At 75.7% G+C, this 24,819-nt stretch carries 26 protein-coding genes and 2 tRNA genes; 12 read left to right on the top strand and 16 right to left on the bottom strand.

The window, feature by feature from the left end; all coding sequences use genetic code 11:
• Positions 1 to 72 precede the first annotated feature (72 nt).
• The 5 genes from rplA to AC3WT4_RS08655 form a co-directional block, all read right to left on the bottom strand.
• On the bottom strand, positions 73 to 789 hold the full coding sequence (gene rplA / locus AC3WT4_RS08675) for a 50S ribosomal protein L1 (protein ID WP_074808882.1): 717 nt from the start codon (positions 787 to 789) through the stop codon (positions 73 to 75).
• A gap of 119 nt (positions 790 to 908) precedes the next feature.
• Positions 909 to 1,340, bottom strand: coding sequence for a 50S ribosomal protein L11 (gene rplK, locus AC3WT4_RS08670; protein WP_021482529.1), 432 nt, complete (start codon positions 1,338 to 1,340; stop codon positions 909 to 911).
• Between the two features lie 96 nt (positions 1,341 to 1,436).
• The gene (gene nusG, locus AC3WT4_RS08665) at positions 1,437 to 2,276 is read right to left on the bottom strand and encodes a transcription termination/antitermination protein NusG (RefSeq protein WP_492315251.1); all 840 of its coding nucleotides are present in this window, start codon (positions 2,274 to 2,276) and stop codon (positions 1,437 to 1,439) included.
• Positions 2,277 to 2,390: 114 nt separating this feature from the next.
• Entirely contained in the window at positions 2,391 to 2,648 is a 258-nt protein-coding gene (gene secE, locus AC3WT4_RS08660) for a preprotein translocase subunit SecE (protein ID WP_074808879.1), read from the bottom strand.
• A 130-nt stretch (positions 2,649 to 2,778) separates the two neighbouring features.
• A tRNA-Trp gene (locus AC3WT4_RS08655) sits at positions 2,779 to 2,851 on the bottom strand.
• Positions 2,852 to 3,055: 204 nt separating this feature from the next.
• Between AC3WT4_RS08655 and AC3WT4_RS08650 the strand changes: the two genes are divergently transcribed.
• The 5 genes from AC3WT4_RS08650 (at position 3,056) to AC3WT4_RS08630 (ending at position 8,000) form a co-directional block, all read left to right on the top strand.
• A complete protein-coding gene (locus AC3WT4_RS08650; protein WP_492315250.1) occupies positions 3,056 to 4,066 on the top strand; it encodes an ABC transporter ATP-binding protein in 1,011 nt (336 codons plus the stop codon).
• Positions 4,063 to 4,920, top strand: coding sequence for an ABC transporter permease (locus AC3WT4_RS08645; protein ID WP_492315249.1), 858 nt, complete (start codon positions 4,063 to 4,065; stop codon positions 4,918 to 4,920). The genes AC3WT4_RS08650 and AC3WT4_RS08645 overlap by 4 nt, the downstream gene beginning before the upstream one ends.
• Positions 4,907 to 6,211, top strand: a complete 1,305-nt coding sequence (locus tag AC3WT4_RS08640; RefSeq protein WP_492315248.1) for a sensor histidine kinase — start codon at positions 4,907 to 4,909, stop codon at positions 6,209 to 6,211. The genes AC3WT4_RS08645 and AC3WT4_RS08640 overlap by 14 nt, the downstream gene beginning before the upstream one ends.
• The gene (locus tag AC3WT4_RS08635) at positions 6,208 to 6,879 is read left to right on the top strand and encodes a response regulator (RefSeq protein ID WP_209827117.1); all 672 of its coding nucleotides are present in this window, start codon (positions 6,208 to 6,210) and stop codon (positions 6,877 to 6,879) included. The genes AC3WT4_RS08640 and AC3WT4_RS08635 overlap by 4 nt, the downstream gene beginning before the upstream one ends.
• Before the next feature lie 101 nt (positions 6,880 to 6,980).
• The gene (locus AC3WT4_RS08630; RefSeq protein ID WP_492315247.1) at positions 6,981 to 8,000 is read left to right on the top strand and encodes an adenosine deaminase; all 1,020 of its coding nucleotides are present in this window, start codon (positions 6,981 to 6,983) and stop codon (positions 7,998 to 8,000) included.
• A gap of 48 nt (positions 8,001 to 8,048) precedes the next feature.
• On the opposite strand, the gene AC3WT4_RS08625 is transcribed toward AC3WT4_RS08630, so the two are convergent.
• Positions 8,049 to 8,819, bottom strand: coding sequence for a methyltransferase domain-containing protein (locus AC3WT4_RS08625; protein ID WP_492315246.1), 771 nt, complete (start codon positions 8,817 to 8,819; stop codon positions 8,049 to 8,051).
• Between the two features lie 123 nt (positions 8,820 to 8,942).
• Between AC3WT4_RS08625 and AC3WT4_RS08620 the strand changes: the two genes are divergently transcribed.
• From AC3WT4_RS08620 to AC3WT4_RS08610, 3 genes are read left to right on the top strand one after another with little or no spacing between them, the layout of a single operon-like run.
• Positions 8,943 to 9,305, top strand: a complete 363-nt coding sequence (locus AC3WT4_RS08620; protein ID WP_492315245.1) for a hypothetical protein — start codon at positions 8,943 to 8,945, stop codon at positions 9,303 to 9,305.
• Positions 9,302 to 10,981, top strand: a complete 1,680-nt coding sequence (locus tag AC3WT4_RS08615) for a sensor histidine kinase (RefSeq protein WP_492315244.1) — start codon at positions 9,302 to 9,304, stop codon at positions 10,979 to 10,981. The genes AC3WT4_RS08620 and AC3WT4_RS08615 overlap by 4 nt, the downstream gene beginning before the upstream one ends.
• On the top strand, positions 10,978 to 11,652 hold the full coding sequence (locus AC3WT4_RS08610; RefSeq protein WP_492315243.1) for a response regulator transcription factor: 675 nt from the start codon (positions 10,978 to 10,980) through the stop codon (positions 11,650 to 11,652). The genes AC3WT4_RS08615 and AC3WT4_RS08610 overlap by 4 nt, the downstream gene beginning before the upstream one ends.
• Positions 11,653 to 11,724: 72 nt before the next feature.
• On the opposite strand, the gene AC3WT4_RS08605 is transcribed toward AC3WT4_RS08610, so the two are convergent.
• The gene (locus AC3WT4_RS08605) at positions 11,725 to 12,117 is read right to left on the bottom strand and encodes a hypothetical protein (RefSeq protein WP_492315242.1); all 393 of its coding nucleotides are present in this window, start codon (positions 12,115 to 12,117) and stop codon (positions 11,725 to 11,727) included.
• A gap of 64 nt (positions 12,118 to 12,181) precedes the next feature.
• Positions 12,182 to 13,510: a thioesterase domain-containing protein gene (locus tag AC3WT4_RS08600; RefSeq protein WP_492315241.1), complete on the bottom strand. Its 1,329-nt coding sequence runs from the start codon at positions 13,508 to 13,510 to the stop codon at positions 12,182 to 12,184.
• 125 nt (positions 13,511 to 13,635) lie between these two features.
• On the opposite strand from AC3WT4_RS08600, the gene AC3WT4_RS08595 reads away from it, so the two are divergent.
• From AC3WT4_RS08595 to AC3WT4_RS08585, 3 genes are all read left to right on the top strand, one after another.
• Positions 13,636 to 14,604 carry a hypothetical protein gene (locus AC3WT4_RS08595; RefSeq protein ID WP_492315240.1) on the top strand — a complete coding sequence of 323 codons (969 nt, stop codon included), beginning with the start codon at positions 13,636 to 13,638 and terminating at the stop codon, positions 14,602 to 14,604.
• Positions 14,597 to 14,992, top strand: coding sequence for a GntR family transcriptional regulator (locus AC3WT4_RS08590; protein WP_400110894.1), 396 nt, complete (start codon positions 14,597 to 14,599; stop codon positions 14,990 to 14,992). The genes AC3WT4_RS08595 and AC3WT4_RS08590 overlap by 8 nt, the downstream gene beginning before the upstream one ends.
• Before the next feature lie 145 nt (positions 14,993 to 15,137).
• Entirely contained in the window at positions 15,138 to 16,142 is a 1,005-nt protein-coding gene (locus AC3WT4_RS08585) for a L,D-transpeptidase family protein (protein WP_286185976.1), read from the top strand.
• An 86-nt stretch (positions 16,143 to 16,228) separates the two neighbouring features.
• Here AC3WT4_RS08585 and AC3WT4_RS08580 read toward each other — a convergent pair whose 3' ends face one another.
• From AC3WT4_RS08580 to AC3WT4_RS08570, 3 genes are all read right to left on the bottom strand, one after another.
• Entirely contained in the window at positions 16,229 to 17,446 is a 1,218-nt protein-coding gene (locus tag AC3WT4_RS08580; protein ID WP_400111082.1) for a UDP-N-acetylmuramate dehydrogenase, read from the bottom strand.
• Between the two features lie 147 nt (positions 17,447 to 17,593).
• The gene (locus AC3WT4_RS08575) at positions 17,594 to 18,907 is read right to left on the bottom strand and encodes an MFS transporter (RefSeq protein ID WP_492315239.1); all 1,314 of its coding nucleotides are present in this window, start codon (positions 18,905 to 18,907) and stop codon (positions 17,594 to 17,596) included.
• Positions 18,904 to 20,505, bottom strand: a complete 1,602-nt coding sequence (locus tag AC3WT4_RS08570; protein ID WP_492315238.1) for an MFS transporter — start codon at positions 20,503 to 20,505, stop codon at positions 18,904 to 18,906. The genes AC3WT4_RS08575 and AC3WT4_RS08570 overlap by 4 nt, the downstream gene beginning before the upstream one ends.
• A gap of 72 nt (positions 20,506 to 20,577) precedes the next feature.
• Between AC3WT4_RS08570 and AC3WT4_RS08565 the strand changes: the two genes are divergently transcribed.
• Positions 20,578 to 21,720 carry a LacI family DNA-binding transcriptional regulator gene (locus tag AC3WT4_RS08565; RefSeq protein ID WP_492315237.1) on the top strand — a complete coding sequence of 381 codons (1,143 nt, stop codon included), beginning with the start codon at positions 20,578 to 20,580 and terminating at the stop codon, positions 21,718 to 21,720.
• Between the two features lie 8 nt (positions 21,721 to 21,728).
• Here AC3WT4_RS08565 and AC3WT4_RS08560 read toward each other — a convergent pair whose 3' ends face one another.
• The 5 genes from AC3WT4_RS08560 to AC3WT4_RS08540 form a co-directional block, all read right to left on the bottom strand.
• Positions 21,729 to 23,258 (bottom strand): Tat pathway signal sequence domain protein, encoded by a 1,530-nt coding sequence (locus AC3WT4_RS08560; protein ID WP_492315236.1) that lies wholly within the window; start codon positions 23,256 to 23,258, stop codon positions 21,729 to 21,731.
• A gap of 273 nt (positions 23,259 to 23,531) precedes the next feature.
• On the bottom strand, positions 23,532 to 23,966 hold the full coding sequence (locus AC3WT4_RS08555; protein WP_257417554.1) for a MaoC family dehydratase: 435 nt from the start codon (positions 23,964 to 23,966) through the stop codon (positions 23,532 to 23,534).
• Positions 23,963 to 24,424, bottom strand: coding sequence for an FAS1-like dehydratase domain-containing protein (locus tag AC3WT4_RS08550; protein ID WP_074808854.1), 462 nt, complete (start codon positions 24,422 to 24,424; stop codon positions 23,963 to 23,965). Before AC3WT4_RS08550 ends, AC3WT4_RS08555 begins: the two co-directional genes overlap by 4 nt.
• A gap of 28 nt (positions 24,425 to 24,452) precedes the next feature.
• Entirely contained in the window at positions 24,453 to 24,623 is a 171-nt protein-coding gene (gene rpmG / locus AC3WT4_RS08545; RefSeq protein ID WP_021482899.1) for a 50S ribosomal protein L33, read from the bottom strand.
• A gap of 86 nt (positions 24,624 to 24,709) precedes the next feature.
• Positions 24,710 to 24,786, bottom strand: a tRNA-Met gene (locus AC3WT4_RS08540).
• Positions 24,787 to 24,819 lie beyond the last annotated feature (33 nt).

The following is a 24,819-nucleotide window of genomic DNA, read 5'->3' as shown; positions in this document are numbered from 1 at the left end:
GCGGCACCCTGGTCGGGTGCCGCGCCGTCGTGCGTGGTGCGGACGGAGGACCGTCCGCGGGGAGGACTGCCGTCAGGCGGCGTCGTCCTCGAGCAGCTTCGTCGTCTTGGACTGGTCCAGCGGGATGCCGGGGCCCATCGTCGTCGCCAGCGTGGCCTTGGTGATGTACCGGCCCTTCGAGGACGACGGCTTGAGACGCAGGACCTCTTCGAGGGCCGCCGCGTAGTTCTCCACGAGCGCCTTCTCGTCGAACGAGACCTTGCCGATGATGAAGTGCAGGTTGCCGTGCTTGTCGACACGGAACTCGATCTTGCCGCCCTTGATGTCCGACACGGCCTTCGCCACGTCCATCGTCACGGTGCCGGTCTTCGGGTTCGGCATGAGACCGCGGGGGCCCAGCACCTTGCCCAGACGGCCGACCTTGCCCATGAGGTCCGGCGTCGCCACGGCGGCGTCGAAGTCGGTGTACCCACCGGCGACCTTCTCGATGAGGTCGTCGCCGCCGACCTCGTCGGCACCGGCCGCACGGGCCTCCTCCGCCTTCGCCGCGTTCGCGAAGACGATGACGCGGGCGGTCTTGCCCGTGCCGTGCGGGAGGTTGACCGTGCCACGGACCATCTGGTCCGCCTTGCGCGGGTCGACACCGAGGCGGAACGCGACCTCGACGGTCGCGTCGTACTTCACGGTCGACGTCTCCTTGGCGAGACGGATCGCCTCGAGCGGCGCGTAGAGACGCTCGCGGTCGATCTTCTCCTCGGCGTTGCGGTACGCCTTGCTGCGCGTTGCCATCTGCTTCTCCTTCTGCAGTCGTGGTCAGCGGGTCCGCGCGGACCCTGCCACCGTCGCCCGCGGGGTGCGGAGCGACGTCGTGCACGAGGCCGTCACACAAGTCAGGCCTCGGTCGTTCATCAGCCCTCGACGGTGATACCCATCGAGCGGGCCGTGCCGGCGATGATCTTCGACGCGGCGTCGAGGTCGTTCGCGTTGAGGTCCTCGAGCTTGGTCTGGGCGATCTCGCGCACCTGGTCCGCGGTGATCTTCGCGACCTTGGTGGTGTGCGGCGTCGCCGAGCCCTTCTGGACGCCCGCGGCCTTCTTGATGAGCTCCGCCGCCGGCGGGGTCTTCGTCACGAAGGTGAACGAGCGGTCCTCGTAGACCGTGATCTCGACGGGGATGACGTTGCCGCGCTGCGACTCGGTCGCCGCGTTGTAGGCCTTGCAGAACTCCATGATGTTCACACCGTGCTGACCGAGCGCGGGGCCGATCGGCGGCGCGGGCGTCGCCGCACCGGCCTGGATCTGGAGCTTGATGAGGCCGGAGACCTTCTTCTTGGGAGGCATGACTCTTCCCTGGCTTTCTTCTCGTGGGCCGACGCCGTGGGCGATGACCCGGTTGCAGTACTGCGCTCACGCGGGGCGGCTCGGGCCGCCCGCGCGTCAGATCTTCGCGACCTGGTTGAACGACAGCTCGACCGGGGTCTCCCGGCCGAAGATGGAGACGAGGACCTTGAGCTTCTGGTTCTCGACGTTGATCTCGGAGATCGTGGCGGGCAGCGTGTCGAACGGGCCGTCCGTGACGGTGACCGACTCGCCGACCGTGAAGTCGACCTCGACGGGAGCCTTCGCCGCGGCCTGAGCGGGCTTGCCGGCCTCCGGGGCGGGGGTGAGCATCGGCGCGAGCATCGAGAAGACCTCGTCGAGCGTCAGCGGCACCGGCTGGTGGGTGTGCCCGACGAAGCCGGTGACACCGGGCGTGTGGCGCACGGCGCCCCACGACTCGTCGGTGAGGTCCATCCGGACGAGGACGTAGCCGGGGATGCGCACGCGTCGGACGATCTTCTTCTGCGCGTTCTTGATCTCGGCCACCTCCTCCATGGGGACCTCGATCTGGAAGATGTAGTCCTCCATGTTCAGGCTCTGGATACGGTTCTCCAGGTTGGCCTTCACACGGTTCTCGTAGCCCGCGTAGGAGTGGATGACGTACCAGTCGCCCGGCTGCGAGCGCAGCGTGCGCTTGAACTCCGCGACCGGGTCCTCGATAACGTCGCCGTCCTCGTCGGCCGGGCGGACCTCGTCCGCCTCGTCGTCCGCCGGCTCGTCGTCGCTCGCCGCGTCGTCGGCCTCGTCCGTCGCGTCGTCGGTCTCGTCAGCGGCGTCGAGGGCCTCGTCGGCTCCGTCGACCGCCGGGACGTCCGTGGTCTCGTCGACGTCGTCCTGGGCACCCTCGGGCTGCGTCGGGTCGACGTTCTCCGTCTGGTCCAGCGACTCCTGGGACACGAACGAACCTGCTTTCTCAACGAACTGCTCGAAGACTTCTTCTGGAAGCGCCGACGGCGCCCCGAGGGGCGCCGGCTGCCGTGCTGACCCGGTCTGGCCGGGGAAGGTCGTGCGCTAGCCGAAGACCCACCGGACGGCCTGGCCGATCCCCAGGTCGAGGACGGTCACGAACGCCATGACCACGACCACGAAGACGAGGACCACCGTCGTGTAGGTGATGAGCTCGGAGCGCGTCGGCGTCACGACCTTGCGGAGCTCGGCCACCACCTGGCGCACGAACAGGGCGATGCGCGCGAAGAGGTTGGGCTTCTTGTCCGCGGACGGACCGCCCTTCTTCTTCACCTCGTCGGCGCGGGCACCGCCTGCACCCACGGCCTCTGACGGCGATTCGCTCACTCGATCTTCCCCATCGCTCACGTACGGGACTTGCTCGAACCCTCGGTGCGACCCGGTGCCGGGCCGCGCGCGGATCCCGGGAAGGTCCCGCGAGAGCCACGCCGTGCAGGGTAGACAGGACTCGAACCTGCAACCTGCGGTTTTGGAGACCGCTGCGCTACCAATTGCGCCACTACCCTTCGTGCCGACGGCGCCCCGCACGGCCTCGCTCCCCGGACGAAGTCGTCTCACGGGCGCGGACCAGCGTGGCGGGCGTCAACCACCGAGGGATCACTGTACGCGACGCGGCGCCCCTGGTCGAACCACCGTCCACCGATCGGTGGACGCGAGGTCCGGACGAACGGGCGTCGCGACCAGAGACCGCGCGCCGACAGGCTGGTCCCATGACGACGACACCCCTCCCCGCAGGCCCCCGCGGGGCCGGCTCCGTCCCCGGCACCGGTCAGGACGGACCGGCCGTGGACGTGCGCGGCCTGCGCAAGCGCTACGGCCCCAAGCAGGCCGTGGACGGCATCGACCTGCGCGTCGAGCGCGGCGAGATCTTCGCGGTCCTCGGCCCCAACGGCGCCGGGAAGACCACCACGGTCGAGATCCTCGAGGGCTTCCGCCGCCGGGACGCGGGCGAGGTCCGCGTGCTCGGCGAGGACCCCCAGACCGCGGGCCGCGCCTGGCGCTCGCGCATCGGCGTCGTCCTCCAGGACTCGCGGGACCAGGCCGAGCTCACGGTCACCGAGCTCGTCCGGCACTTCGCGACGTTCTACCCGACGCCGCGAGACCCCGACGAGGTGGTCGACGCCGTCGGGCTGCGGGAGAAGGCGCGCACGCGCACGCGCCAGCTGTCCGGCGGGCAGCGCCGACGGCTCGACGTCGCGCTGGGGATCGTCGGCCGGCCGGAGCTGCTGTTCCTCGACGAGCCCACGACGGGGTTCGACCCCCAGGCCCGCCGCGCGTTCTGGGCGCTCGTCCGGTCGCTGCGCGAGGACGGCACCACGATCCTGCTCACCACGCACTACCTCGACGAGGCGGCGCACCTCGCCGACCGCGCCGCGGTCGTGCGCGCGGGCCGGGTCGTCGCGCTCGACGCGCCCGACCGCCTCGGGGGCACGGAGGCGCGCCGCCCGGTCGTGCGGTGGCTCGACGGCGGCACCCGGCGCTCCGAGCGCACCGACTCCCCCACCGCGGCCGTCGCGGCGCTCGCCGCGCGGTACCCGGACGGCGAGGTGCCCGGGCTCGAGGTGACGCGCCCGAGCCTCGAGGACGTCTACCTCGAGCTCATCGGCGAGCCGGCCGCTCCGGGCGACCCGTCGCCCGCACCCGACCCGAGCGGCGCACCCGCCGCTGCCCGCACGTCCGACGGCGCGACCGTCGTCGTCCCCGAGGAGGCCCGACCGTGACCGTCGCCCCGACCGCGCGCGCCGCGCGCGCCACCCTTCCCGGCCCCGGCCGTCTCGGCGTCGAGCGCACGCGCGCCGAGCTGCGCGGGTTCTTCCGCGAGCGCGACGCGGTCGTGTTCATCTTCACCTACCCGCTCATCATGCTGGCGATCTTCGCGACCGTCTTCGACGGCCAGGACCAGGGCGCCGCGGGCTACTCCGTGCCCTTCGCGCAGTACTTCCTGCCGGGCATGATCGCCACGGGCGTCATGCTCACCAGCTTCCAGTCGCTCGCGATCTCGATCGCGGTCGAGCGCGACGACGGCGCGCTCAAGCGCCTGCGCGCGACCCCGCTGCCCGCGTCGGCGTACTTCTACGGCAAGGTGGGCCTGGTCCTCGCGACCTCGCTCGTGCAGACCGCGCTCCTGCTGCTCCTCGCGGCCGTCGTGTACGACGTCCCCATGCCGTGGGACATGCCCGACGCCGCGACCCGGCTCACGACGTTCGCCTGGGTGTTCGTGCTCGGGTGCGCCGCGGGCGCCGTGTGCGGGGTCGCGTTCTCGTCGCTGCCTCGGTCGGGCCGCTCCGCGACGGCGGTCGTCACGCCCGTCGTGCTCGTGCTGCAGTTCATCTCCGGGGTGTTCTTCGCGTTCTTCGCGCTGCCGACGTGGATGCAGACCGTGGCGTCCGTGTTCCCGCTCAAGTGGATGGCGCAGGGCATGCGCTCGGTCTTCCTCCCCGAGCAGGCCGCGGCCCTCGAGCCGTCCGGGTCGTGGCAGCACGGGGCGACCGCTGCTGTACTGGTCGCATGGCTGGTCGTGGGGCTCGTGGTGGGCGCGCGGACGTTCCGGTGGCGGCGCCGTGACGACGGCTGACCCGCCGTCGCCCGCGGGCAGCCTCCCGGCGCCCGGGGCCGGCGCCGAGGACGGTGCGGCCACGGCCCAGCTCGACGGCACGTGGGCGCGCGACGTGCGCTGGTGGGACGTGGCGTTCTACGTCATCGTCGTGCTCAGCGCGCTCGCGCTGCTCACCGCGGGCGTCGGCGGCACGGCCCTGCTCGTGTCGCTCGCGGCGCTCGGGACGATCCTCCTGGCCTACCTCGCGTGGGGGCGGCGCGCGGCGCGCACGCGCGCGCAGGTGCCGGCGCACCTCTACCTCCTCGTCGCGATCGCGGGCACGTTGGTCGTCGTCGGGCAGGACGCGCTCGGCACGCTCCTGCTGTTCGCCGTCTTCACGCAGGTCTGGATGCTCTCGGAGCACCTCGGGGCGCAGGTCGTGCTGTGCGTCGCGCTCGCGGCCGGCACCGCGCTCGCGCTCGCGTTCGACCCGACGACGGGGCGCGTCGAGCCCGACGAGCTGGCGAGCGCCGCGCCGCAGATGGGCGTCGCGCTCGCGTTCGCGCTGAGCCTCGGGCTGTGGACGGCGCACACGATGCGGCAGTCGGAGCGGCACGCGCGCCTCGTCGACGCGCTGCGCGCGACGCAGGCCGAGCTCGCACGCTCGCACCACGAGGCGGGCGTGCTCGCGGAGCGCGAGCGGGTCGCCCAGGAGATCCACGACACGCTCGCCCAGGGGTTCACGAGCGTCGTCATGCTCGCGCAGGCCGCGAGCGCCGACCTCGACCGGGGCGCCCCGGACGCGGCGCGCGAGCGTCTCGCGCTCGTCGAGTCGACGGCACGCGACAACCTCGCCGAGGCCCGGGCGCTCGTCGCGGCCTCCGCGCCGGCCCCGCTGCAGGGCAGCACGCTCGGGGAGGCGCTGCGCCGCCTCGCGGTGCGGTTCGCCGAGGAGACGGGGACGCCCGTGGACCTCGCGGCCGACGACGTCCCGGGGCTGTCGAGCGCCGCGGAGGTCGTGCTGCTGCGCTCGGCGCAGGAGGCGCTGACGAACGTGCGGCGCCACGCCGGGGCGGGCGCGGTGCGGGTCGGGCTGCGCCACGACGCGGACGGGACCCTCCTCGAGGTGTGCGACGACGGCCGCGGGCTGCCCGACGACGCGGCCGAGGGCTACGGTCTGCGGGGCATGCGCGAGCGCGTCGCCGCGGAGGGCGGCAGCCTCGAGGTGGGCCCGGCGCCGGGCGGGGGCACGCGCGTCGCGGTGCGGCTGCCTGCGGCGGTCGCGGGCGCGGGCCGGGCGGCCCCGACGAGGCGAGGAGCGGTGCGGTGACGGGGACGACGGGTGGGGCCGGCGCGGTGCGCGTGCTCGTGGTGGACGACCACCCGGTCGTGCGCTCGGGCATCGTGGGGATGCTGGCTGCCGAGCCCGACCTGGCGGTGGTCGGGGAGGCGGGCGACGGCGCGCAGGCGGTGGAGCTCGCGCGCGAGCTGGCGCCCGACGTCGTGCTCATGGACCTGCGGATGCCCGTGCTCGACGGCGTCGGCGCGACCGCGGCGATCCTCGGCGCCCCGGGCCGCGGGCACGCGCGCGGTGGCGAGGGGCCGCGCGTCGTCGTGCTCACGACGTACGAGACCGACGCCGACATCCTGCGGGCCGTCGAGGCGGGCGCCACGGGCTACCTGCTCAAGGACACGCCGCGCGACGAGCTCGTGGCGGGCGTGCGGGCCGCGGCGCGGGGTCAGACCGTGCTGGCGCCGAGCGTCGCGACGCGCCTCGTGACCTCGGTGCGCGGGACGGAGCGGCTCACGGACCGCGAGGTCGAGGTGCTGCGGCTCGTGGCCCGCGGGCTGTCGAACGCGGCCGTCGGGCGCGAGCTGTTCATCGCCGAGGCGACCGTGAAGACGCACCTGCTGCGGGCCTTCGCCAAGCTCGGCGTGGACGACCGCACCGCCGCCGTGACGGTCGCGATGCAGCGCGGGTTCCTCCCCGGCGTGTGACGCGCGGGGGCCTCGCCGACGCGCGGACCTGCGGCGCGACCTGCGGCGGGACCGGGCGGCGTCCGACGGCGGGCGCCGAGCGCCCGTGACAGACTCCCGCTGTGCGAGACCTCGCGACGCTCCCCAAGGCCCACCTGCACCTGCACTTCACGGGGTCCATGCGACCCGACACGCTGCGCGACCTCGCCGCGCAGTACGACGTGCGGCTCCCCCACGCCCTCGTCGACGGCGACCCGCTGCGCCTGCCGCCCACCGAGCGCGGCTGGTTCCGGTTCCAGCGGCTGTACGACGCGGCGCGCGCGTGCGTGCGGTCGGAGGCCGACATGCGGCGCATCGTGCTCGAGGCGGCGCAGGACGACGCCGCGGAGGGGTCGGGGCGGCTCGAGATCCAGGTGGACCCGACGTCGTACGCGCCGTTCGTCGGGGGCATCACCCCGGCCGTGGAGATCGTGCTCGACGCCGCCCGGTCCGCGAGCGCCGCGACGGGGACCGAGGTCGCGGTGGTCGTCGCGGCGTCGCGCACGCGGCACCCGCTCGACGCGCGGACCCTCGCGCGGCTCGCGGCGCAGTACGCGGGCGAGGGGGCGGGCGAGGTCGTGGGGTTCGGCCTGAGCAACGACGAGCGGCGCGGCGACACCGCCGAGTTCGCGCGCGCGTTCGCGATCGCGCGACGGGCGGGGCTCGCGTCGGTGCCGCACGGCGGCGAGCTCCTGGGCCCGGGCCACGTGCACGAGGTCGTGCGCGAGCTGGTCCCGGACCGCCTGGGCCACGGGGTGCGGTCGGCGGAGGACCGGCGCGTCCTCGACGACGTCGTGGACCGCGGGATCGCGCTCGAGGTGTGCCCGGCGTCGAACGTCTCGCTCGGCGTCTACGAGGAGGCGGGGCGGGTGCCGCTCGGCGCGCTCGTCGACGCGGGCGCGCAGGTCGCGCTCGGCGCCGACGACCCGCTGCTGTTCGGGTCCCGGCTCGTCGGGCAGTACGAGACCGCGCGGCGCGAGCACGGGTTCTCGGACGCAGAGCTCGCCGACCTCGCACGGTCGTCGATCCGGGCGAGCCGGGCGTCGTCGGGCACCAAGCGGCGGCTCCTCGCGGGCGTGGACGACTGGCTCGCGGCGGGCTGACGCCGGGGGGCGCGCCGGCCGCCGGAGGGCGGGGGCGCGCCGCGGGGGTCACGCGCGCGTCGCGACGACGAAGACGCGGCGGAACGGCAGCAGCGTGCCCGCGCCGCGCTCCGGGTACGCGTCCCGCAGCGCGGCGGCGTACTGCGCGACGAACGCCTCGCGCAGGTCGTCGGGGAGGGCCTGGAGCACGGGGCGGGCGCCCGTCGCGGAGACCCAGCGCAGCACGGGGTCCGGGCCGTGGAGCACGTGGACGTACGTCGTCTCCCAGGCGTCGACGGTCCAGCCGAGGGCCGCGAGCGCGTCGAGGTAGACCTCGGGGTCGTGGGCTGCGGGGCGCTCGACCCCCGCGGTGTGCGCGGCGTACCGGGACCGTCCCGCGAGCTCGCGCAGGAGCCGGTGGCTCGGCGCGTCGTGGTTGCCGGGGACGGAGAACGCGAGCGCGCCGTCCGGGGCGACGTGGTCGGCGAGCCGGGAGAGGAGGTCGAGGTGGTCGGGCACCCACTGGAGCGTCGCGTTGCTCACGACGACGTCGGCGGGCGCGGGCGGCGACCACGAGCGCACGTCCGCGAGCTCGTACCGCACCCACGGGGCGGACGCGTCGCGCCGGGCCGTGTCGACCATGGCCGGTGAGGCGTCGATCCCGGTGATCGAGGCCTCGGGCCAGCGCGCGTGCAGCAGCGGGGTCAGGTGGCCGGGGCCGGACCCGAGGTCGACGACCGTGCGTGCGTCGACGGGGACGCGCGCCACGAGGTCGGCCATCGGGCGCGTGCGCTCGTCGGCGTGGCGGAGGTAGAGGGCAGGGTCCCAGTCGCGGGGCATCACGGCTCCGTCCGGTCGCAGTGTCTAGACATCAACAATCTTGACATCAAGATACAGGGAGGATCGTGGTGCGTCGCGCGGGCTTCTCATGTGCGTCTCATCCGGCTCTCCGATACTGGGTCCATGACTCGCCGGACCGTCGCGTGGCTCGTGGGGGCGCTCGTCGTCGTCCTCGCCGGCGCCGCCGCGGCCGGCGCGCTCGCCGCGCGCCCGCAGGACCGCGACGTCGGGGTCGCCGTCGTCGTGACGCCCGCTCCCCCGGCCACGACCCCGACGACGCCGAGCCCGACGCCCAGCCCGACCGACGACGGCGACGACGACCCGGACGACGACGACCGCGTCACGCCGGCCCCGCCGTCGAGCGACGACGACCCGGACGACGACGACCGCGTCACGCCGGCCCCGCCGTCGAGCGACGACGACCCGGACGACGACGCGACCGACGACCCGGACGACGACACGACCGACGACCAGGACGACGGGTGAGGCGCCGGGCGCGCGGCGCAGGGCTGACGGTCCGCACCCGCATGCTCGCGGCGTTCCTCGGCCTGTCCGCCCTGGCGCTGCTCCTCGCGGGCGGCGCCGCGTGGTTCCTGCAGCGCGGCCAGCTCGACGCGCGCATCGACGAGAGCCTCACCCGGAGCGCGAACGAGCTCCGGCGGATCGCGGGCTCCGGCGTGAACCCCGTGACGGGCGAGCCGTTCCGGTCCGCCGACGACGTCGTGGTCGCGTCGATCCAGCTCACCGTGCCCGCCCACAACGAAGGCGTGCTCGGGCTCCGCGAGGGTCGGGCGCCGCTCGTGTCGCAGCAGGACGTGCGCCTGCGCCTGGAGGGGGACGCCGAGCTCGTCGCCGCGCTGTCGCCCCTCGTGACGGGAGACCACGTGGTGCTGCGCTCGGTCCGGACGGCGACGGCGGACTACCGCGCGCTCGTCGCGCCCGTGCGCGCGACCGGGGCGGACGCCGGGCCCCCCGCGGCGCTCGTGCTCGCCTACGACCGCTCGGCGGAGCACGCCGAGTTCGCCCAGGTCTTCCGCACGTACGCCGTCGTCGCGCTCGGCGCGCTCGTGCTCATCGGTGTCGTGGGCTGGGTCGTGGCCGGCCGGCTCCTGCTCCCGATCCGCACGCTCTCGCGCACGGCGCAGCGCATCGGCGAGACCGACCTCTCCGCGCGGATCCCGGTCACGGGCAACGACGACCTCTCCGACCTGTCCCGCACCGTGAACGGCATGCTCGACCGGCTCGAGGGCGCGTTCGACTCGCAGCGGCGGCTCATCGACGACGTCGGGCACGAGCTGCGCACGCCCCTCACCGTGGTGCGGGGCCATCTCGAGCTCATGGACCCGCACGACCCGACCGACACCACCGAGACGCGCGACCTCGCGCTCGACGAGCTCGACCGCATGAACCGTCTCGTGGACGACCTCGTGACGCTCGCGACCGCCGGCCGCCCGGACTTCGTGCGCCCGCTCGACACGGACCTCGGGCGCCTGCTCGACGACGTGCACGACAAGGTCCGCACGCTCGGCGACCGTCGCTGGCTCGTCGACGCGCGCGCCGACATCGTGGTGCGGGCGGACGCGCAGCGCCTCACGCAGGCGCTGCTCCAGCTCGCGGCCAACGCGGTGAAGTTCTCGGTGCCCGGCTCGGTCGTCGCGCTCGGCTCGGCCGTGTCCGACGACGGCGCGCGCGTGCGCGTCTGGGTCCACGACGAGGGCGTGGGGATCGCCCCCGAGCAGCAGGACCGCATCTTCGAGCGGTTCGCGCAGGCGACGACGCCGGGCGCGGCGCACCCCGAGGGCGCCGGGCTGGGGCTCGCGATCGTCGCCGCGATCGCCGACGGCCACGGCGGCCGCGTGCACGTGGACTCGACGCCCGGCGTCGGGTCGACGTTCACGCTCGACCTGCCGCTCGTCCCGGTCCCCGGGGCGGACCCCACGACGGCCGCCGACGCCGCGCCCCCCTCCGGGGCCGCCGCGCCGACCGCGCCCACCGCGCCGTCCGCCCCGACCCCCGAGCTGCCCCCGGACGCCCCGGGTGTGCAGCCGACCAGCGCGGGTGCGGGCTCCGAGAACGGCACCCCCGCCGGGGACGGCGCCCAGACCAGCACAGAGACCGGCACAGAGACCGGCACGGACCCCGACGGAAGGACCACCCGGTGAGCCAGATCCTCGTCGCCGAGGACGAGACCCGCATCGCGTCGTTCGTGGCCAAGGGGCTGCGCGCCGCGGGCTACGCGAGCACCACGGTCGCGACGGGCCGCGAGGCGTTCGACCTCGCGAGCAGCGGCGACTTCGCGCTCCTCGTGCTCGACCTCGGCCTGCCGGACCAGGACGGCTTCACCGTGCTGCGCCGGCTGCGGGAGACGGGGAACGCGATCCCCGTCATCATCCTCACGGCGCGCACGTCCGTCACGGACACCGTCGCCGGGCTCGAGGGCGGCGCCGACGACTACATGGCCAAGCCGTTCCGCTTCGAGGAGCTCCTCGCGCGCATCCGGCTCCGGCTGCGCAGCGAGCCCGCGGGCGAGGTCACGGTGCTCACGCACGCCGCGCTGAGCCTGGACCTGCGCACGCGCCGCGCCCGGACGTCCGACCGCGAGGTCGACCTCTCGGCCCGGGAGTTCGCGCTCGCCGAGGCGTTCCTGCGCAACCCTGGGCAGGTCCTCTCCCGCGAGCAGCTCCTGTCGCGCGTGTGGGGCTACGACTTCGACCCCGGCTCCAACGTCGTGGACGTGTACGTGCGGTACCTGCGCAACAAGCTCGGCGCGGAGCACTTCGTCACCGTGCGCGGGATGGGCTACCGCCTCGCCGACGCGCCGCGACACGCCTGAACGACGACGACGCCCGCCCCGGGGGACCGGGACGGGCGTCGTGCGGGTGCGGGCGGCGAGGCCCGGGCCCGGTCAGGCCGCGGACTGCGGCGACGGCGGCGTCACCGGGCTGGCCGGCGTGCTCGCCGTCTGCGCGGTCGGGGCGGTGTTCGCCGTCGGGGCGGTGTTCGCGCTCGCCGGGCTGTTCGCGGTCTGGGCGGTGGTGGCGGAGGCCGCGGTCGTGGGCGACCCGGACGTGTTCGCGGTGACGGTCGTGATCGACGTCCCGTTCTGGACGTCCGTCGGGCTCGGGGTGGCGGCCGCGGTCGTGGCTGCCGTCGCGACGTCGGACGTCGCCACGTCGACCGACGGGAAGACCACCGCGTCGTCGGGGGCGTCGAGCGCGCCCTGGGCGGCGGCCATCGTGGCCCCGAGACCGACCGCGCCGAGCGCGCCGGTGACGATCCATGCGCTGCGTGCCTTCATGGTGCTTCTCCTTCGTCCGATGGTGCGCACGACCCCTCGGCCGTGCAGGTCTCGAGCCTCCCGCTCACGCGTGAGAGACCGAGGAGGCCGTCATGAGAGTGCTCTCAGGAAGCGGGAGCAGCCCTTCGGCGACCGCGAGCCAGGCCTCCGCGAGCTCGCGCGAGCCGGCGCCCGGCACGAGGGACAGCACGACCCCCGCGGCCCGGGCGCGCAGCCCCACCGGGTCGACGGCGGCCCCGAACACCGCGAGGCACCGGTCGACGAGCCCGCCCACGCCCCCGTACACGGACGGCGCGAGCGCGGGCAGGACGGCGAGGTGCCCGACGAGGCACGCGAGGTCGTCCACGCGGTGGCCCGGCCCGAGCGTGTCCACGTCGAGCAGCACGGCCACGCGCGGCCGGGCCGTCGCCCCCGGGCGGTCGTCGGCGTCCGAGCCCGCGGCGAGCAGGACGTTCGCCTCGTAGAAGTCGCCGTGCGTCGCGACCACCGGGCCCGGGTCCCGCGTCGCGACCGCGTCCCCGACGACGCGCGCCACGCGCCGCACCCGCGCGGCGTCGAGACCGTGGACCGCGAGCGCCGACGTCGCGTAGTGCTCCACGCGCTCCGCCCACGCGGGCCGGCGGCGCAGCGTCGTCGCACGCGCGGGCAGCGCGTCGAGCGCGCGGAGCAGCTCCCGCGGGTCGATCGCGCCGGGCTGCGCGGCCGGACCCGACGCCGCGAGGTGCTGCGCGAGCGACGGGCCGCGCGCCTCCTCGAGGACCACGAGGCCGTCGTCGTCCCGGGCGAGGCACCGCGGGGCATGCACGTCCCCGTCCTCGAAGAGGTCGTGGCGGCGCGCGAGCGCGCGTGCCCGGCCGGGCCGGACGACCTTGACGTAGAGCGTGCGGGAGGGCGTCCGGGCGCGGAGGACCGCGCGACGCAGCGGCCGGTAGGCGACCATCGCGACGGACTCGACGGACTCGCCCGGAGCGAGCACGCCGGCGTCGTCCAGGCGGCGCGTGAGCCCGGGCGCGTCGCACGCCGCCGCGAGCGCGGGCAGCAACGGGTCGGCCGGGTGCCGCCACACGTGCACGACGCGCGGCCCGTCCTCCAGGCGGGCGACGCCCGGCCCGACGGCGTCGGGCGGGAGGGGCGCGGTCGTCGCGAGCAGGTACGCGGTCGCGTCGACGGACGCCACCGCCCCACCGGGCCGGGCCGGGAGCGTGCGGCGGGCGACGACGTCATACCCGACGGTGACCTCCGCACCGGGGCGCGCGTGCACCTGGTGGACGCGCCACGTGCCGAGCCCGGCGCCGTCGGCCCCGAGCGCCGCGGCGAGCAGCCCTTCCGCCTCGGGCCCGGTGAGCAGGTCGAGCCAGGCGCGCTGGTCGGGGGCGGCGAGGGCGATCGTCATGGGCCCAGGGCATCGTGCGCGCGTGGGCCCCGGGTGAGAGCCCGATGAGAGTCCTCTCATCCCGAACACGGAAGGACGGCGGCACACCCTTGACCCGGGCGCGACCGGCATGCGAATGTACCTTTGTGTTGACACAAAATCTGCCGGAGGAGCCGGGCGGGGTCGCGCTGTTCCTCCCCGCCGGGTACGACCTGGTCTGGAGCGTCGTCGCCCTCGCCGCGCTCGCGGGCGTCGGGGCCCTCGTGGTGCTCGTCGTGCGCGCACTGACGCGCGAGCCGGCGCCCGCGCTGCACGGGCTCGCCGACGGGGACCCGGTGCGTCGCGCCGCCCGACGGCACGCGACGACCGTCAGCGTCGCCGCGGCGACCGCCGCCGCGCTCGTCGGGGCCGTCCTCGTGCGGGCCGTGACGACCGCCGTCGGCGGACTCGCGGAGGGCGTGCTCGTCGGACTCTCCCCCGCGCTCGTCGGCCTGGCGTTCCTCGGGGCGTACGCCGTGGGCGAGCGCACGTGGCCGCGCCAGCGCACGGCGGTCCGGGCGGCCACGCTGCGGCCCCGCACCGTGGCCGACGTCGCGCCGCGCGGCCTGCGCCGCCTCACCTGGGCCCTCGGTGCCCTCGTGCTCGTGCTCACCGCGGTCGGCGGCCTCACCGCCGGGGCGGACGGGCGGTCCGTGACGCGCGTGCTGGGCGACGTCACGTCCACCGCAGGCCCCTACCCCGGGTGGTTCTACGGCGTGTGGCTCGCGGCCGGCGCGGTGCTGGTCGTGGTCGGCGCGGAGGGGGTGCTCCGGCTGGTCGCGCGCCGCCCCGCCGTCCCGCGCGTCGAGCCGGGGTGGGACGTCGCGCTGCGCCGCGCGTCCGCGCACCGTGTCCTGCGCGGCACCCAGCTCGCGCTCGGGCTCACCGCGGCCGGCACGCTCGCCTACGGCGCGAACGCCGCAGCCCGGGCGGGCTACCCCGGCGCGGTCGTGCTCGTGGCCGTCGCCGTCGCGATCGCCCTCGTGGCGATCGCCGTCGGCGTGCGGCCCGCCCCCGACCCCGACGCGGAGGCCGCCGCCCCGGCGTCCGCGGGGCACGGGCGTGGCGATGGGTGAGCTCCGCGTCGAGATCGACCTGCGCACCGGCCTCGCCCCGTACGAGCAGATCCGGAGCCAGGTCGTCGCGCACGTCGCCGCCGGGCGGCTGCGCGTCGGCGACCGCCTCCCGACGATCCGCGCGCTCGCGACCGACCTCGGGCTCGCCCCCGGGACGGTGGCCCGCGCGTACCGGGAGCTCGAGGCGGCCGGGGTCGTCACGACGCGTCGCCGGGCCGGGACCGTCGTGGCCGACGGCGTCTCCCCCACGGACGTCGCCGCGCGCCACGCCGCGCACGAGCTCGTGCGCGCCGGACGCGAGGCCGGGCTCTCCGACGACGCGATCGTCGACGTCCTGCGCGGGGCGCTGCTCGGCGAGCCCCGGACCGACCGGACCGCACCGCACTGACCTGGCCCCGGCCGACCGGCGCCGCGGTCCGTGCGTCACGACCGGGTCACGATCCACCGAGAACCGGTACCGTCGCCCGTCGGGGCGCGGTGCACGGCGCATGATGGACTCCGCGGCGACGCCGCGCCAGACGAAGGGGGACCAGGTGGAGCAGCGAACCGTCCGCTCGACCGCGGTGGCGACCGCGGTGGCGACCACGGTGGCGACCGCGCCCGGGACGCGACCGGCTGCGGCAGCTCGTCGTCGCGGGCCCGCCCGGCGGGTGGTCGCGCGCGCCGTCGTGCCCGCGCTCGCCGCCGCGCTGGCCCTCGCGGGCTGCCAGGCGGGCCTGCCCGACATGGAGCCCGGGCGGACGCCGTCAGCCTCGGAGAGCCCCGCGTCGCCGGAGCCGACGAGCCCGAGCCCGTCCGCGCCGACCACGGCGCCGGAGCCCACCCCCACCGAGACGCCCGAGCCCGAGCCGACGCCCACGGAGACGCCCGAGCCGAGCACGCCGCCGCCCGCCGCCGAGCCGGCGCCGGAGCCGACGCCCGAGGCACCGCCGGAGCCGGTCGAGCTGGCGCGCGGGGCGACCGGCGAGCGCGTCGTCGCGCTCCAGCAGCGCCTGGCCGACCTCGGCTACTTCATCGGCGCACCGGACGGCGACTTCGGCGGCGGCACCCAGCAGGCCGTGTGGGCCCTGCAGAAGGCGGCGGGCCTCTCGCGCGACGGCGTCGTCGGGCCCGCGACCCAGGCCGCGCTCGACGAGGGCGTCACGCCGCAGCCGCGCAGCGGGTCGGGCAAGGTCGTCGAGATCGACCTCGACCGCCAGCTCCTGCTCGCCGTCGAGGACGGTCGCGTGGTCACGGTGGTCAACGCGTCCTCGGGGAACGGGGAGTCGTACGAGGCGAAGGGGCGCACCTACCGCGCCAGCACGCCGCGCGGCACGTTCCAGGTGGGCCGGCAGGTCGACGGGAACCACTCGTCGAGCCTCGAGCTCGGCGACATGTGGCGCCCCAAGTTCTTCACCGGGGGGATCGCGGTGCACGGGTCGGGGTCGATCCCGCCGTGGCCCGCGTCGCACGGGTGCGTCCGCGTCGCGAACTCGGCGATGAACTGGCTCTGGGACACCTGGCGCGCCGACCCCGGCACGACGGTCCTCGTCTACTGAGCCCGGCCCCCTTCCGCTGAGTGCCTGATCTCGTCGCGTCGGCAGGGTCAGGACGCGACGAGATCAGGCACTCAGCGGGGGGCGGGTCAGAGCGCGACGCCCACGAGCACCGGCTCCGGCACGAGCTCGACGCCGAACGCCTCGACGACGCCGTCGCGCACCGCGCGTGCGAGCTCGACGACGTCCTCCGCGCTCGCCCCGCCACGGTTCGTCAGTGCGAGGGTGTGCTTCGTGGACAGCCGCGCGAGGCTCGACGGGCCGTGCACGCCGAAACCCTTGGTGAAGCCCGCGTGCTCGATGAGCCACGCGGCCGACGTCTTCACGAGCGTCGGGTCGATCTCGCCCAGGCTCGGGCCGGTGGTCCGGGTCGGGGTCGCCGTCCGGACCGGGTACCGCGGGGCCTCGGCCGGGAGCAGGTCCGCCTGCTCGGCCGGGACGACGGGGTTGGTGAAGAACGACCCCGCGCTCCAGCGGTCGTGGTCGGGCCCCGCCGCGGGGTCGACGTCGGGGCCGACGCCGTCGAGCAGCATGCCCTTGCGCGCACGCAGGGCGAGCACCGCGGCGCGCACGTCGGCGCTCGGTGCGCGGTCCCCGACCTGGACGTCCAGCGTGCGGGCGAGCTCGGGGTACGCGACCGGCGCCGACAGCGAACCCAGCCGCGCCTGGAAGCCGACGTCCAGCACCACGTAGCGCGGTGACGGGTACCAGGGGCCGTCGTCGTCCGACCCGGCGCCGGCGTCCACGTGCATGCTGCGCTTGAGCAGCGACGTCCGGTACCCGAACGCGAGCTCGCCCAGGGCGAGCGTGCGCACGCGCGAGCGCGCGCGGTCCCAGACCCGGACCGTCGAGATCACGCCCGCGACGTCCTGCCCGTACGCGCCGATGTTCTGGACCGGCGCCGCGCCCACGGTGCCGGGGATGCCCGACAGCGCCTCGACCCCGACCCACTCCTCCGCGACCGCGCGTGCCACGAGCTCGTCCCAGTCCTGGCCCGCCGGGGCGTGAAAGCTCGCGCCCCCGCACGAGTCCTCCGCGTCGACGGTGATCCCGCGCCGCAGGTCGCGCACGACGACACCGCCGAACCCCTCGTCGCCCACGAGCAGGTTCGAGCCTCCTCCGACGACGAGGAGCGGCTCCCCCGCCTCGTCGGCGGCCCGGACGATCTCCAGCAGCTCGGCCTCGCTGTGCGCCTCGAGGTAGCGGTCCGCCGGGCCGCCCACGCGCAGCGTCGTCAGCTCGGCGAGCGACGGCGTCCCGACGGCCTCGGGGCGCAGCCCCGGGGCGGTCCCGACGATCTCGGGCAGGTCACGGTCCACGGGGGCGGCGGGTTCACAGGTCACGCGTCCAGCGTAGTTCGGGTTCCCCGGGCCGGGCCGCGCCTCCCGCGCTCGCCCGCTGCGCCGAGCGAGAACGCCGGTCGACCGGGCGCCGCCCGGCGGGCCGGGCGCCCCTCAGTCGGCGCGCCCGGCGCGGTCGGCGCGCTGCGTGGCCTGCCGGCCCGCGGTGCCCGCGGCCGTGGGGAGCGGGCGGGTCGCGCCGACGACGAGCAGGCCGACGACGACGGGCACCGCGATCACGAGGAGCGCACCGCGGTAGCCGACGTGCTCGGCGAGGAAGCCGATGAGCGGCGGGCCCATGAAGAACGCGGAGTACCCGATGGTCGCGACGACGCTGACGCGCACCGCGGCGCGCGCCGGGTCGTCGGACGCGGCGCTCATCCCCACGGGGAACCCGAGCGCGGCGCCCATGCCCCACGCGACGACGCCGACGAGCGCGACCCAGAGGTTCGGGGACAGCGTGAACACGAGCAGGCCCAGCAGCGCGAGCCCCGCACCGAGGCGCAGGACGGCGACGCGGCCGTAGCGGTCGAGCAGCCCGGTCCCGAGCAGGCGCATCCCGGTCATGGCGGTGAGGAAGACGGCGAGGCCGACGGCACCCATCGCGTCGGACGTGCCGAAGCCGTCGACGACGGCGAGGCTCACCCAGTCGTTCGCCGCGCCCTCGGTGAGCGCGGCGGCGAGCACGACGAGGCCGATGAGGAGCGTGCGCGGCTCGGTCCACGCGCTGAGGGCCCCGCGCGCGTCCTTGCCCCCGCCGTGCGACGACCCGCTCCCGGCCGCGGCGGCGGGGTCGGCGCCGGTCGCGTCCTCGACGGAGTCGGCGACCGCGTGGTCCACCTGGCCCGCCGGGAGGAAGAACCGCACGCACCACAGGACCCCGACGAGGCTCAGCACGACGGCGGCGGTGAGGTGCGCCTGGACCGGCACGTGGAACGCGGCCATGAGCGCGCCGACGCCGGCGCCGGCCATGGTGCCAAACGAGAACCCGGCGTGGAAGCGCGGCATGATCGCCTTGCCGAGCCGCTGCTCGACGGCGGCGCCCTCGAGGTTCATCGCCGCGTCCCACACGCCCGTGCCGATCCCCGCGAGGAACAGCCCGACGCGCACGACGACGTCCTCCCCCGTCGCGACGCCCGTGACCGCGGTGACGAGCCCGACGACGTTGGCGACGGCGAAGACCGTGACGGCCTTCGAGGCGCCGAGGCGCTGGACGACCATGCCGGACAGGGGCAGCGCGAGCAGCGACCCGACGGCCATGAAGAGCAGCAGGAGACCCATCTGCGCCTCGGTGAAGCCGAGCGAGTCCCGCACCGCGGGCAGGCGGGAGGCCCACGTCGCGAAGTTGAAGCCGTTGAGGAAGAAGACGGCGAAGACAGCCCACGTCGCGAGGGCGACGACGCGGCGGTCAGGACGGGCGGTGGTCATGCGGAGGTCTCCTCGCGGCGGTGCGACGGGCGGTTGCGGGGGCGGCGGGACGCGGCGCGCGCGGCCCGGTGGGCGGTGGGGGTCCCGGCACGGACGCTCCGCCACGGTCGGCGGGACCGCCGAGGACGGGGTGTGCCCTCCTCGGACGTGTCGTGCGCGCCGCCGGTCGGGACGTCCACCGGACCATCCTGCACCGCGACGGGTGCGGCGTCGTCCGTGCCACGCACCGGGCCCGCCGCGCGGGCGGCGGCGGTGCCCAGGGGCGCGACCTGCCGGGCCAGCAGGACGCTGAGGACCATCGCGGCGACGATGAGGACGAGCGCGTGGCGCGCGCCCATCGCCTCGGCGGCGAGGCCGAGGAGCGGCGGCGCGGCGAGCGACGCCATCGAGGAGAACGCCGAGACGACCGAGACCCGGCTCGCGGCCCGCAGCGGCTCGTCGGAGGCCGCGGCGATCCCGACGGGCACCGCGAGGGCGGCCCCGAAGCCCCACAGGACGACCCCGACTCCCGCGAGCTGGAGCGTCGGCGCGAACCCGAAGAGCACGAGCCCGGCGATCGACGCGATGCCCGACGCGCGCAGCACGGTGACGCGGCCGAACCGGTCGATGAGGCGCGTGCCCGCGAGACGCATGACGGTCATGGCGGCGACGAACGTGCCGAACACGACGGCGCCGACGGCCTCGGTCTGCGCGAACCCGTCCACGACGGCGAGCGACAGCCAGTCGTTGGCGGAGCCCTCCGAGAGCGCCGCCGAGAGGATGACGAGCCCGATGAGCAGCGTGCGGGGCTCGCGCCACGCCGACAGCGCGGCGCCGAGCCGGGCACCGCGCCGGGCGAGGCGCGCGCGCAGACCCGCCGTCTCGACGTCGACGACGGCGTCGCCGAGCGCGTCGACCGGGTCCGGCGCGGCGGTGCCGGGCGCGGGGGCCCGCAGAGGGAGCGTGTCGTGGACCGTGGCGGGGATCGCGGCGAGCCGCCACACGGTGGCCACGACCCCGGTCGCGACGAACTGCACGACGACGGGCACCTCGGCGTGCGCGCACGCGGCGCCCACCAGCGATCCCACGACGGCGCCGACGGAGAACGCGGCGTGGAATTGGGGCAGGATCGTGCGCCCGACGCGACGCTCGATGCCCGCGCTCTCCACGTTCATCGGCACGTTGCCGAGCGAGAACGCCATGCCGTTGACGAAGATGCCCGCGGCGAGGAGCGCGACCGACCCGGTGGCGGGACCGAGCCCGAGCAGGAGGAACGCGACGCCGAACAGGCCCGCCGAGACGGCGAACGCGACCCGGCCGCCGAACCGCGTGACGAAGGGCCCGGCCGCGGTGACCGTGAGGAGCGCACCGACGGCACCCGCGAGGAGCACGACGCCGAGGTCCGCGGGGCCGAGGCCGAGCGCGTCGCGCACGGACGGGAGGCGCGCGAGCCAGCTCGACATCATGACGCCGTTGAGCGCGAACACCCCGAGGAGCACCCAGCGGGCCCTGGCCAGGGCGCGGGCGTCGGACGCGGGGCCGGACGAGAACTGCGCAGCACCTCCTCGAATCGATTCGATCCGACGGACGAGAGTGCGCTTCGAATCGATTCGAGGCATGGTCACCAGTGTGCGGGTACGCTGGCCGCGCGTCAATCGAGAATCCCGCGCACGCGGGAGGCAGGGAGCGTGATGAGCGACACCCCCGGGAACCGGGAGCCCGCGGCGTCCGCCGCGCCGGCTCACCGGCCCACGCTCGCCAAGGTCGCCGAGCTCGCGGGGGTCTCCGTCTCGACGGCGTCGCTCGCGTTCTCCGGTGCCGGCCCGATCACCCCGGAGACCCGCGCGCGCGTCCTCGACGCGGCGAAGGAGCTCGGGTACACGGGACCGAACCCGCTGGGCCGCCAGCTCCGCTCGGGCCGGTCGGGAGTCGTCGGCGTCGTCGTCGGCGACCAGCTCCGCCGCGCGTTCCGCGACCCCGTCGCCGTCCAGGTGCTCGACGGCCTCGTCTCGACCCTCGGCGAGAACGGCCTCGGCGTGCTGCTCATCCCCGGCATCCCGTCCGACGACCCCGCGCGCGCCGTCGACCCGCTCGTCGAGAGCGCAGCCATGGACGTCGCGGTGCTCGTGTGGGGGGTCGGCACGGACGACGCGACGCTCGCCGCGCTCCAGCGGCGCGGCGTTCCCGTCGTCGTCGGCGAGGGCCGGCCCGTCGAGGGCGCCCCGCTCGTCCTCATCCACGACCGCGTCGGCACCGCGGACGCCGTGCGGCACCTGGTCGAGCTCGGGCACACGCGCATCGCCGAGGTCTCGCTCCCCCTCGACACCTCGGACCGCAGCGGACCGCTCGACGCCGCGCGGCTGGCCCAGGTGGACCGGACCCCGACGGCCAACCGCCTCGCGGGCGTGCGCGACGTCGTCGAGCCCGTCGCGAGCTGGGAGACCGAGGCCTCGCTCGTCGAGCACGGCCGCTCCGCGACGCTCGCCCTGCTCGGCGGCCCCGCGGCCGACGGCACGACCGAGCCCGCCGATCCCGCGACCCGGCCGACCGCCGTCATCGCCCACTCCGACCTCCTCGCGGCGGGCGCGCTGCTCGCCGCGCGCGAGCTCGGGCTGCGCGTGCCCGACGACGTCTCGGTCGCGGGCTTCGACGGGCTCGACCTCCCGTGGCTGGCCCCCGACGTGCTGACGAGCGTGCACCAGCCGCTCGCCCGCAAGGGCGCGGAGCTGGGGCTGGCCGTCATCCGCCAGCTCGCGGGCGAGGCGCCCACCACGGTCGAGCTCGACGTCGAGCTGGTGGTGGGGACGACGACGGGCCCCGCCCCCACCACCTGACGCCCGCGTCAGCCCAGCCGGCCCGGCTGCAACGGGTTCGCGCGGGCCGCGGCGAGCAGGTACCAGGACGTCGCCCCGACGTGCTGGACCTGGAAGTACCCGAACCCGAAGCCCGAGTCGAGGAGGCTCGACGCCGCGACCACGCCCGCACGCTCGGGCAGCGGAGCACCCCCGATCGTCTGGCCGGCACCGACCGCCTCCTGCGCCCCCTGCACCTCGCGCAGCAGGCCCTCGGCGCGGACCCGGTCGTCGTCCCGCTCGCAGCCTCGGCGACCGCGCCGCCGGTCGTCGCGGTTCCCCCGCCCGCGCGCCCCGCGGTCCGCGAGCGCCGACGCGAGCTGCGCCGTCCCCTCGAGCCACACGCCCTGCTGGTGCACCGGCAGCCCGTTGTACGACGCGGTCGACGTGAGGCTCGCGCTCGAGAACGTCACGCCCTCGACGACCGTGCCCGCCGGGAGCTGGGACACCCCCTCCCCCGCGACGTCGCGCGCCGCCAGCGCGTCGTCCGCCCAGTCCAGCGCGCGGGCGTAGCGCCGCTCGCGCAGCGCGAGCCACCCCCACGTCTGCGGGTCCAGCGGGAGCGGGTCCCGGTTGATCTCCGTGCCGTCGTTCGTGCCGGTGTAGAGGTAGCCGCCGTCGGGCTCCCACATGCGGTCGACGAACGCGCGCGCGTGCTCGGCGGCACGGCTCCAGCGCCGGTCGCGCGTCACGGACCCGAGCTGGCGGAAGAACGCGACGCAGTCGACGTTGTGCTCGGTCGAGCCGTTGGGGACCGGGGTGTTCGCGCCGTCCACGCCGAACGAGAAACCGCCGAGGGGCGCCTGCGACCACGTGTTCGCGACGATCCACTCGCCGATCCTCCGGGCGGCGTCCAGGTAGCGCCGGTCACGCGTCGCCGCGTGCAGGTGCAGCAGCGCGATGCCCGGCCAGGCCATGTCCCCGACCGCCGTCCCGAGGAACCCGAACTGCCACCCGACGTTCGCCGTGCCGTCGGGGAGCACGAGCCCGTGCTCCTGCGGCGTGCCGTCGTAGAAGGTGTAGGGCCCGACGTTGTACGCCTGCCGGAGCCGGCCGTCGTCGTGGTCGGGGTCGTGCTCGAGCGCGAACACGAGCCCGTCGCCGAGCGCCCGGGCTCGGTCGAGGTGGCGGCGCCCTGCGGTGAGCGTCGCGAGTATCGCGAGGGCGTTGTCGTAGACGAACGCCGTCGAGAACAGCCCGAGCTGGTCGGCGTAGGACTGCGCGAGGCGGGGACCGGGGTTCTCGGCCGGGTACGCGTCCGTCGCCGCCGTCAGGAAGTCGTGCGCGCGCCGGACCGACGCCACCCGGTCGCGGGACGGGCCGCCGCGCCCACCCCGCCCGAGAGCACTCGCGGCGGGCAGCGGACCGGTGCTCGTCGCCGCGGCCGGGGCGGCCGTCAGCCCCGCGAGCGCGAGCGCGCCGCCGAGGGCGAGGACGGTGCGTCGGTCGACGCCACGAGCGGGACCGGGGTCGTGCGCGGGGAGGTCGGGCCGTCCAGAGCGGCCGCCGTGCTGGGTCATGAGCGTCTCCTTCGACGTCGTGAGTGGCGCGACCCACCCTAGTGGGAGCGCTCTCACGACGGAAGAGGGTGGCGCGCTGGCAGCGCGGAGGCTCGGCCCGTCGCCTGCCCGCCGCCTGCCCGTCGTCTGCCCGCGACACGCGCCGAAGGTGCCGAAGCCCTCGGCCCGGCTCGGCCGGGGAGTCGCGGCCGACGACGACGAGGGCGCCGCACCCGGCCGGGTGCGGCGCCCTCGTGGCGTCAGGAGCACGTGGTCGCCCGGGGCGACCACGGGTCAGAGGCGGACGACCGCCTGGGTCTTGCCGAGCACGCGCGCACCCTCGAACGTCACCGTGAGGTCGACGCGGACGGTGCCCGCCTCGGCGTCGATCGCGCCGACGGTCCCCGTGACCTCGAGCGTCGCGACACCCGGGTTGGGCACGGGCACAGGCCGCGTGAACCGGGTCTGGTAGTCGACGACCGCACCCGGGTCCCCGGCCCAGTCCTCCACCAGCGCGACGGCGGCACCCATGGTGAACATGCCGTGCGCGATGACGCCCGGCAGGCCGACCTCGGCCGCGAACGCGTCGTTCCAGTGGATGGGGTTGAAGTCGCCGCTCGCGCCGGCGTACCGCACGAGGCGGGCGCGGTCGACCTCGACCGTGCGCGTGCCGACCACGTCGCCGACCGTCAGGTCCGCGAGGACGGGACGGGTGTCGTCGGTGCTCATGCGCCCTCCCCGCGGACGGCGAGCGTCGAGGTGACGGTCGCGACCGGCTCGGTGCCGCCGTCGGCCAGGGTCGCGGCGATCTCGCAGCGCGTGGTGACCATCGCGAGGCCGGCTCGCTCGACGATCGAGTCCACGTGCAGCACGGTGACGAGCTCGTCGCCCGCGACGATCGGCCGGTGGTGCGTGAAGCGCTCGTCGGCGTGGACGACGCGCGAGAAGTCGATGCCCGCCTCCGGGTCCTCGATGAGCTGCCCCTCCGCCCGCTGGGCGACGACGACCGCGAAGGTCGGAGGTGCGACGAGGTCCGGATAGCCAGCACCCCGCGCCGCCACGAGGTCGTGGTGCACGGGGTGGGTGGCGCCGACGGCGCCCGCGAACTCGCGCAGCTTCTCGCGCCCCACCGAGTACGGCGCGTTCGCGGGGTACTCGCGGCCGACGTAGGCCAGGTTGACGCTCACTGCGGGTCGCGGGTGCGGAGCCGGAGGCTCAGCGGGTCTCGCGGTGCGCGGTGTGCTTGCCGCAGCGCGGGCAGAACTTCGCGAGCTCCAGGCGGTCCGGGTCGTTGCGACGGTTCTTCTTCGTGATGTAGTTGCGCTCCTTGCAGTCCACGCAGGCCAGCGTGATCTTGGGGCGAACGTCAGCGCTCTTGCTTGCCACGGTAGTGAGCCACCTCTCGCGCCTCCGGAGGGCGCATGTGCTGTGCAGGTCGCACGACGCCGGCCGCCGTGCGAGGTTGTCGAAAGTGGTAGCGGAGGCGGGGATCGAACCCGCGACCTCACGATTATGAGTCGTGCGCTCTAACCATCTGAGCTACCCCGCCGCGTGACTGAACGCGAGGTCGCCTTGCAGTATT

Source organism: Cellulosimicrobium sp. EB106-03-01-XG111 (assembly GCF_058792115.1).
The sequence above is the reverse complement of the archived record's forward strand: the minus strand, read 5'-3'. Positions and strand labels throughout refer to the sequence as shown.

Bases quoted from the DNA above. Each gene is read 5' to 3' on its own strand.
- AC3WT4_RS08575 (WP_492315239.1), bottom strand. From the start codon at position 18,907: ATGACCACCGCCCGTCCTGACCGCCGCGTCGTCGCCCTCGCGACGTGG.
- AC3WT4_RS08625 (WP_492315246.1), bottom strand. From the start codon at position 8,819: ATGCCCCGCGACTGGGACCCTGCCCTCTACCTCCGCCACGCCGACGAG.
- AC3WT4_RS08620 (WP_492315245.1), top strand. From the start codon at position 8,943: ATGACTCGCCGGACCGTCGCGTGGCTCGTGGGGGCGCTCGTCGTCGTC.
- AC3WT4_RS08600 (WP_492315241.1), bottom strand. From the start codon at position 13,510: ATGACGATCGCCCTCGCCGCCCCCGACCAGCGCGCCTGGCTCGACCTG.
- AC3WT4_RS08560 (WP_492315236.1), bottom strand. From the start codon at position 23,258: ATGACCCAGCACGGCGGCCGCTCTGGACGGCCCGACCTCCCCGCGCAC.
- AC3WT4_RS08570 (WP_492315238.1), bottom strand. From the start codon at position 20,505: ATGCCTCGAATCGATTCGAAGCGCACTCTCGTCCGTCGGATCGAATCG.
- rplA (WP_074808882.1), bottom strand. From the start codon at position 789: ATGGCAACGCGCAGCAAGGCGTACCGCAACGCCGAGGAGAAGATCGAC.
- rplK (WP_021482529.1), bottom strand. From the start codon at position 1,340: ATGCCTCCCAAGAAGAAGGTCTCCGGCCTCATCAAGCTCCAGATCCAG.
- AC3WT4_RS08565 (WP_492315237.1), top strand. From the start codon at position 20,578: ATGAGCGACACCCCCGGGAACCGGGAGCCCGCGGCGTCCGCCGCGCCG.
- AC3WT4_RS08590 (WP_400110894.1), top strand. From the start codon at position 14,597: ATGGGTGAGCTCCGCGTCGAGATCGACCTGCGCACCGGCCTCGCCCCG.
- AC3WT4_RS08555 (WP_257417554.1), bottom strand. From the start codon at position 23,966: ATGAGCACCGACGACACCCGTCCCGTCCTCGCGGACCTGACGGTCGGC.
- AC3WT4_RS08650 (WP_492315250.1), top strand. From the start codon at position 3,056: ATGACGACGACACCCCTCCCCGCAGGCCCCCGCGGGGCCGGCTCCGTC.
- AC3WT4_RS08605 (WP_492315242.1), bottom strand. From the start codon at position 12,117: ATGAAGGCACGCAGCGCATGGATCGTCACCGGCGCGCTCGGCGCGGTC.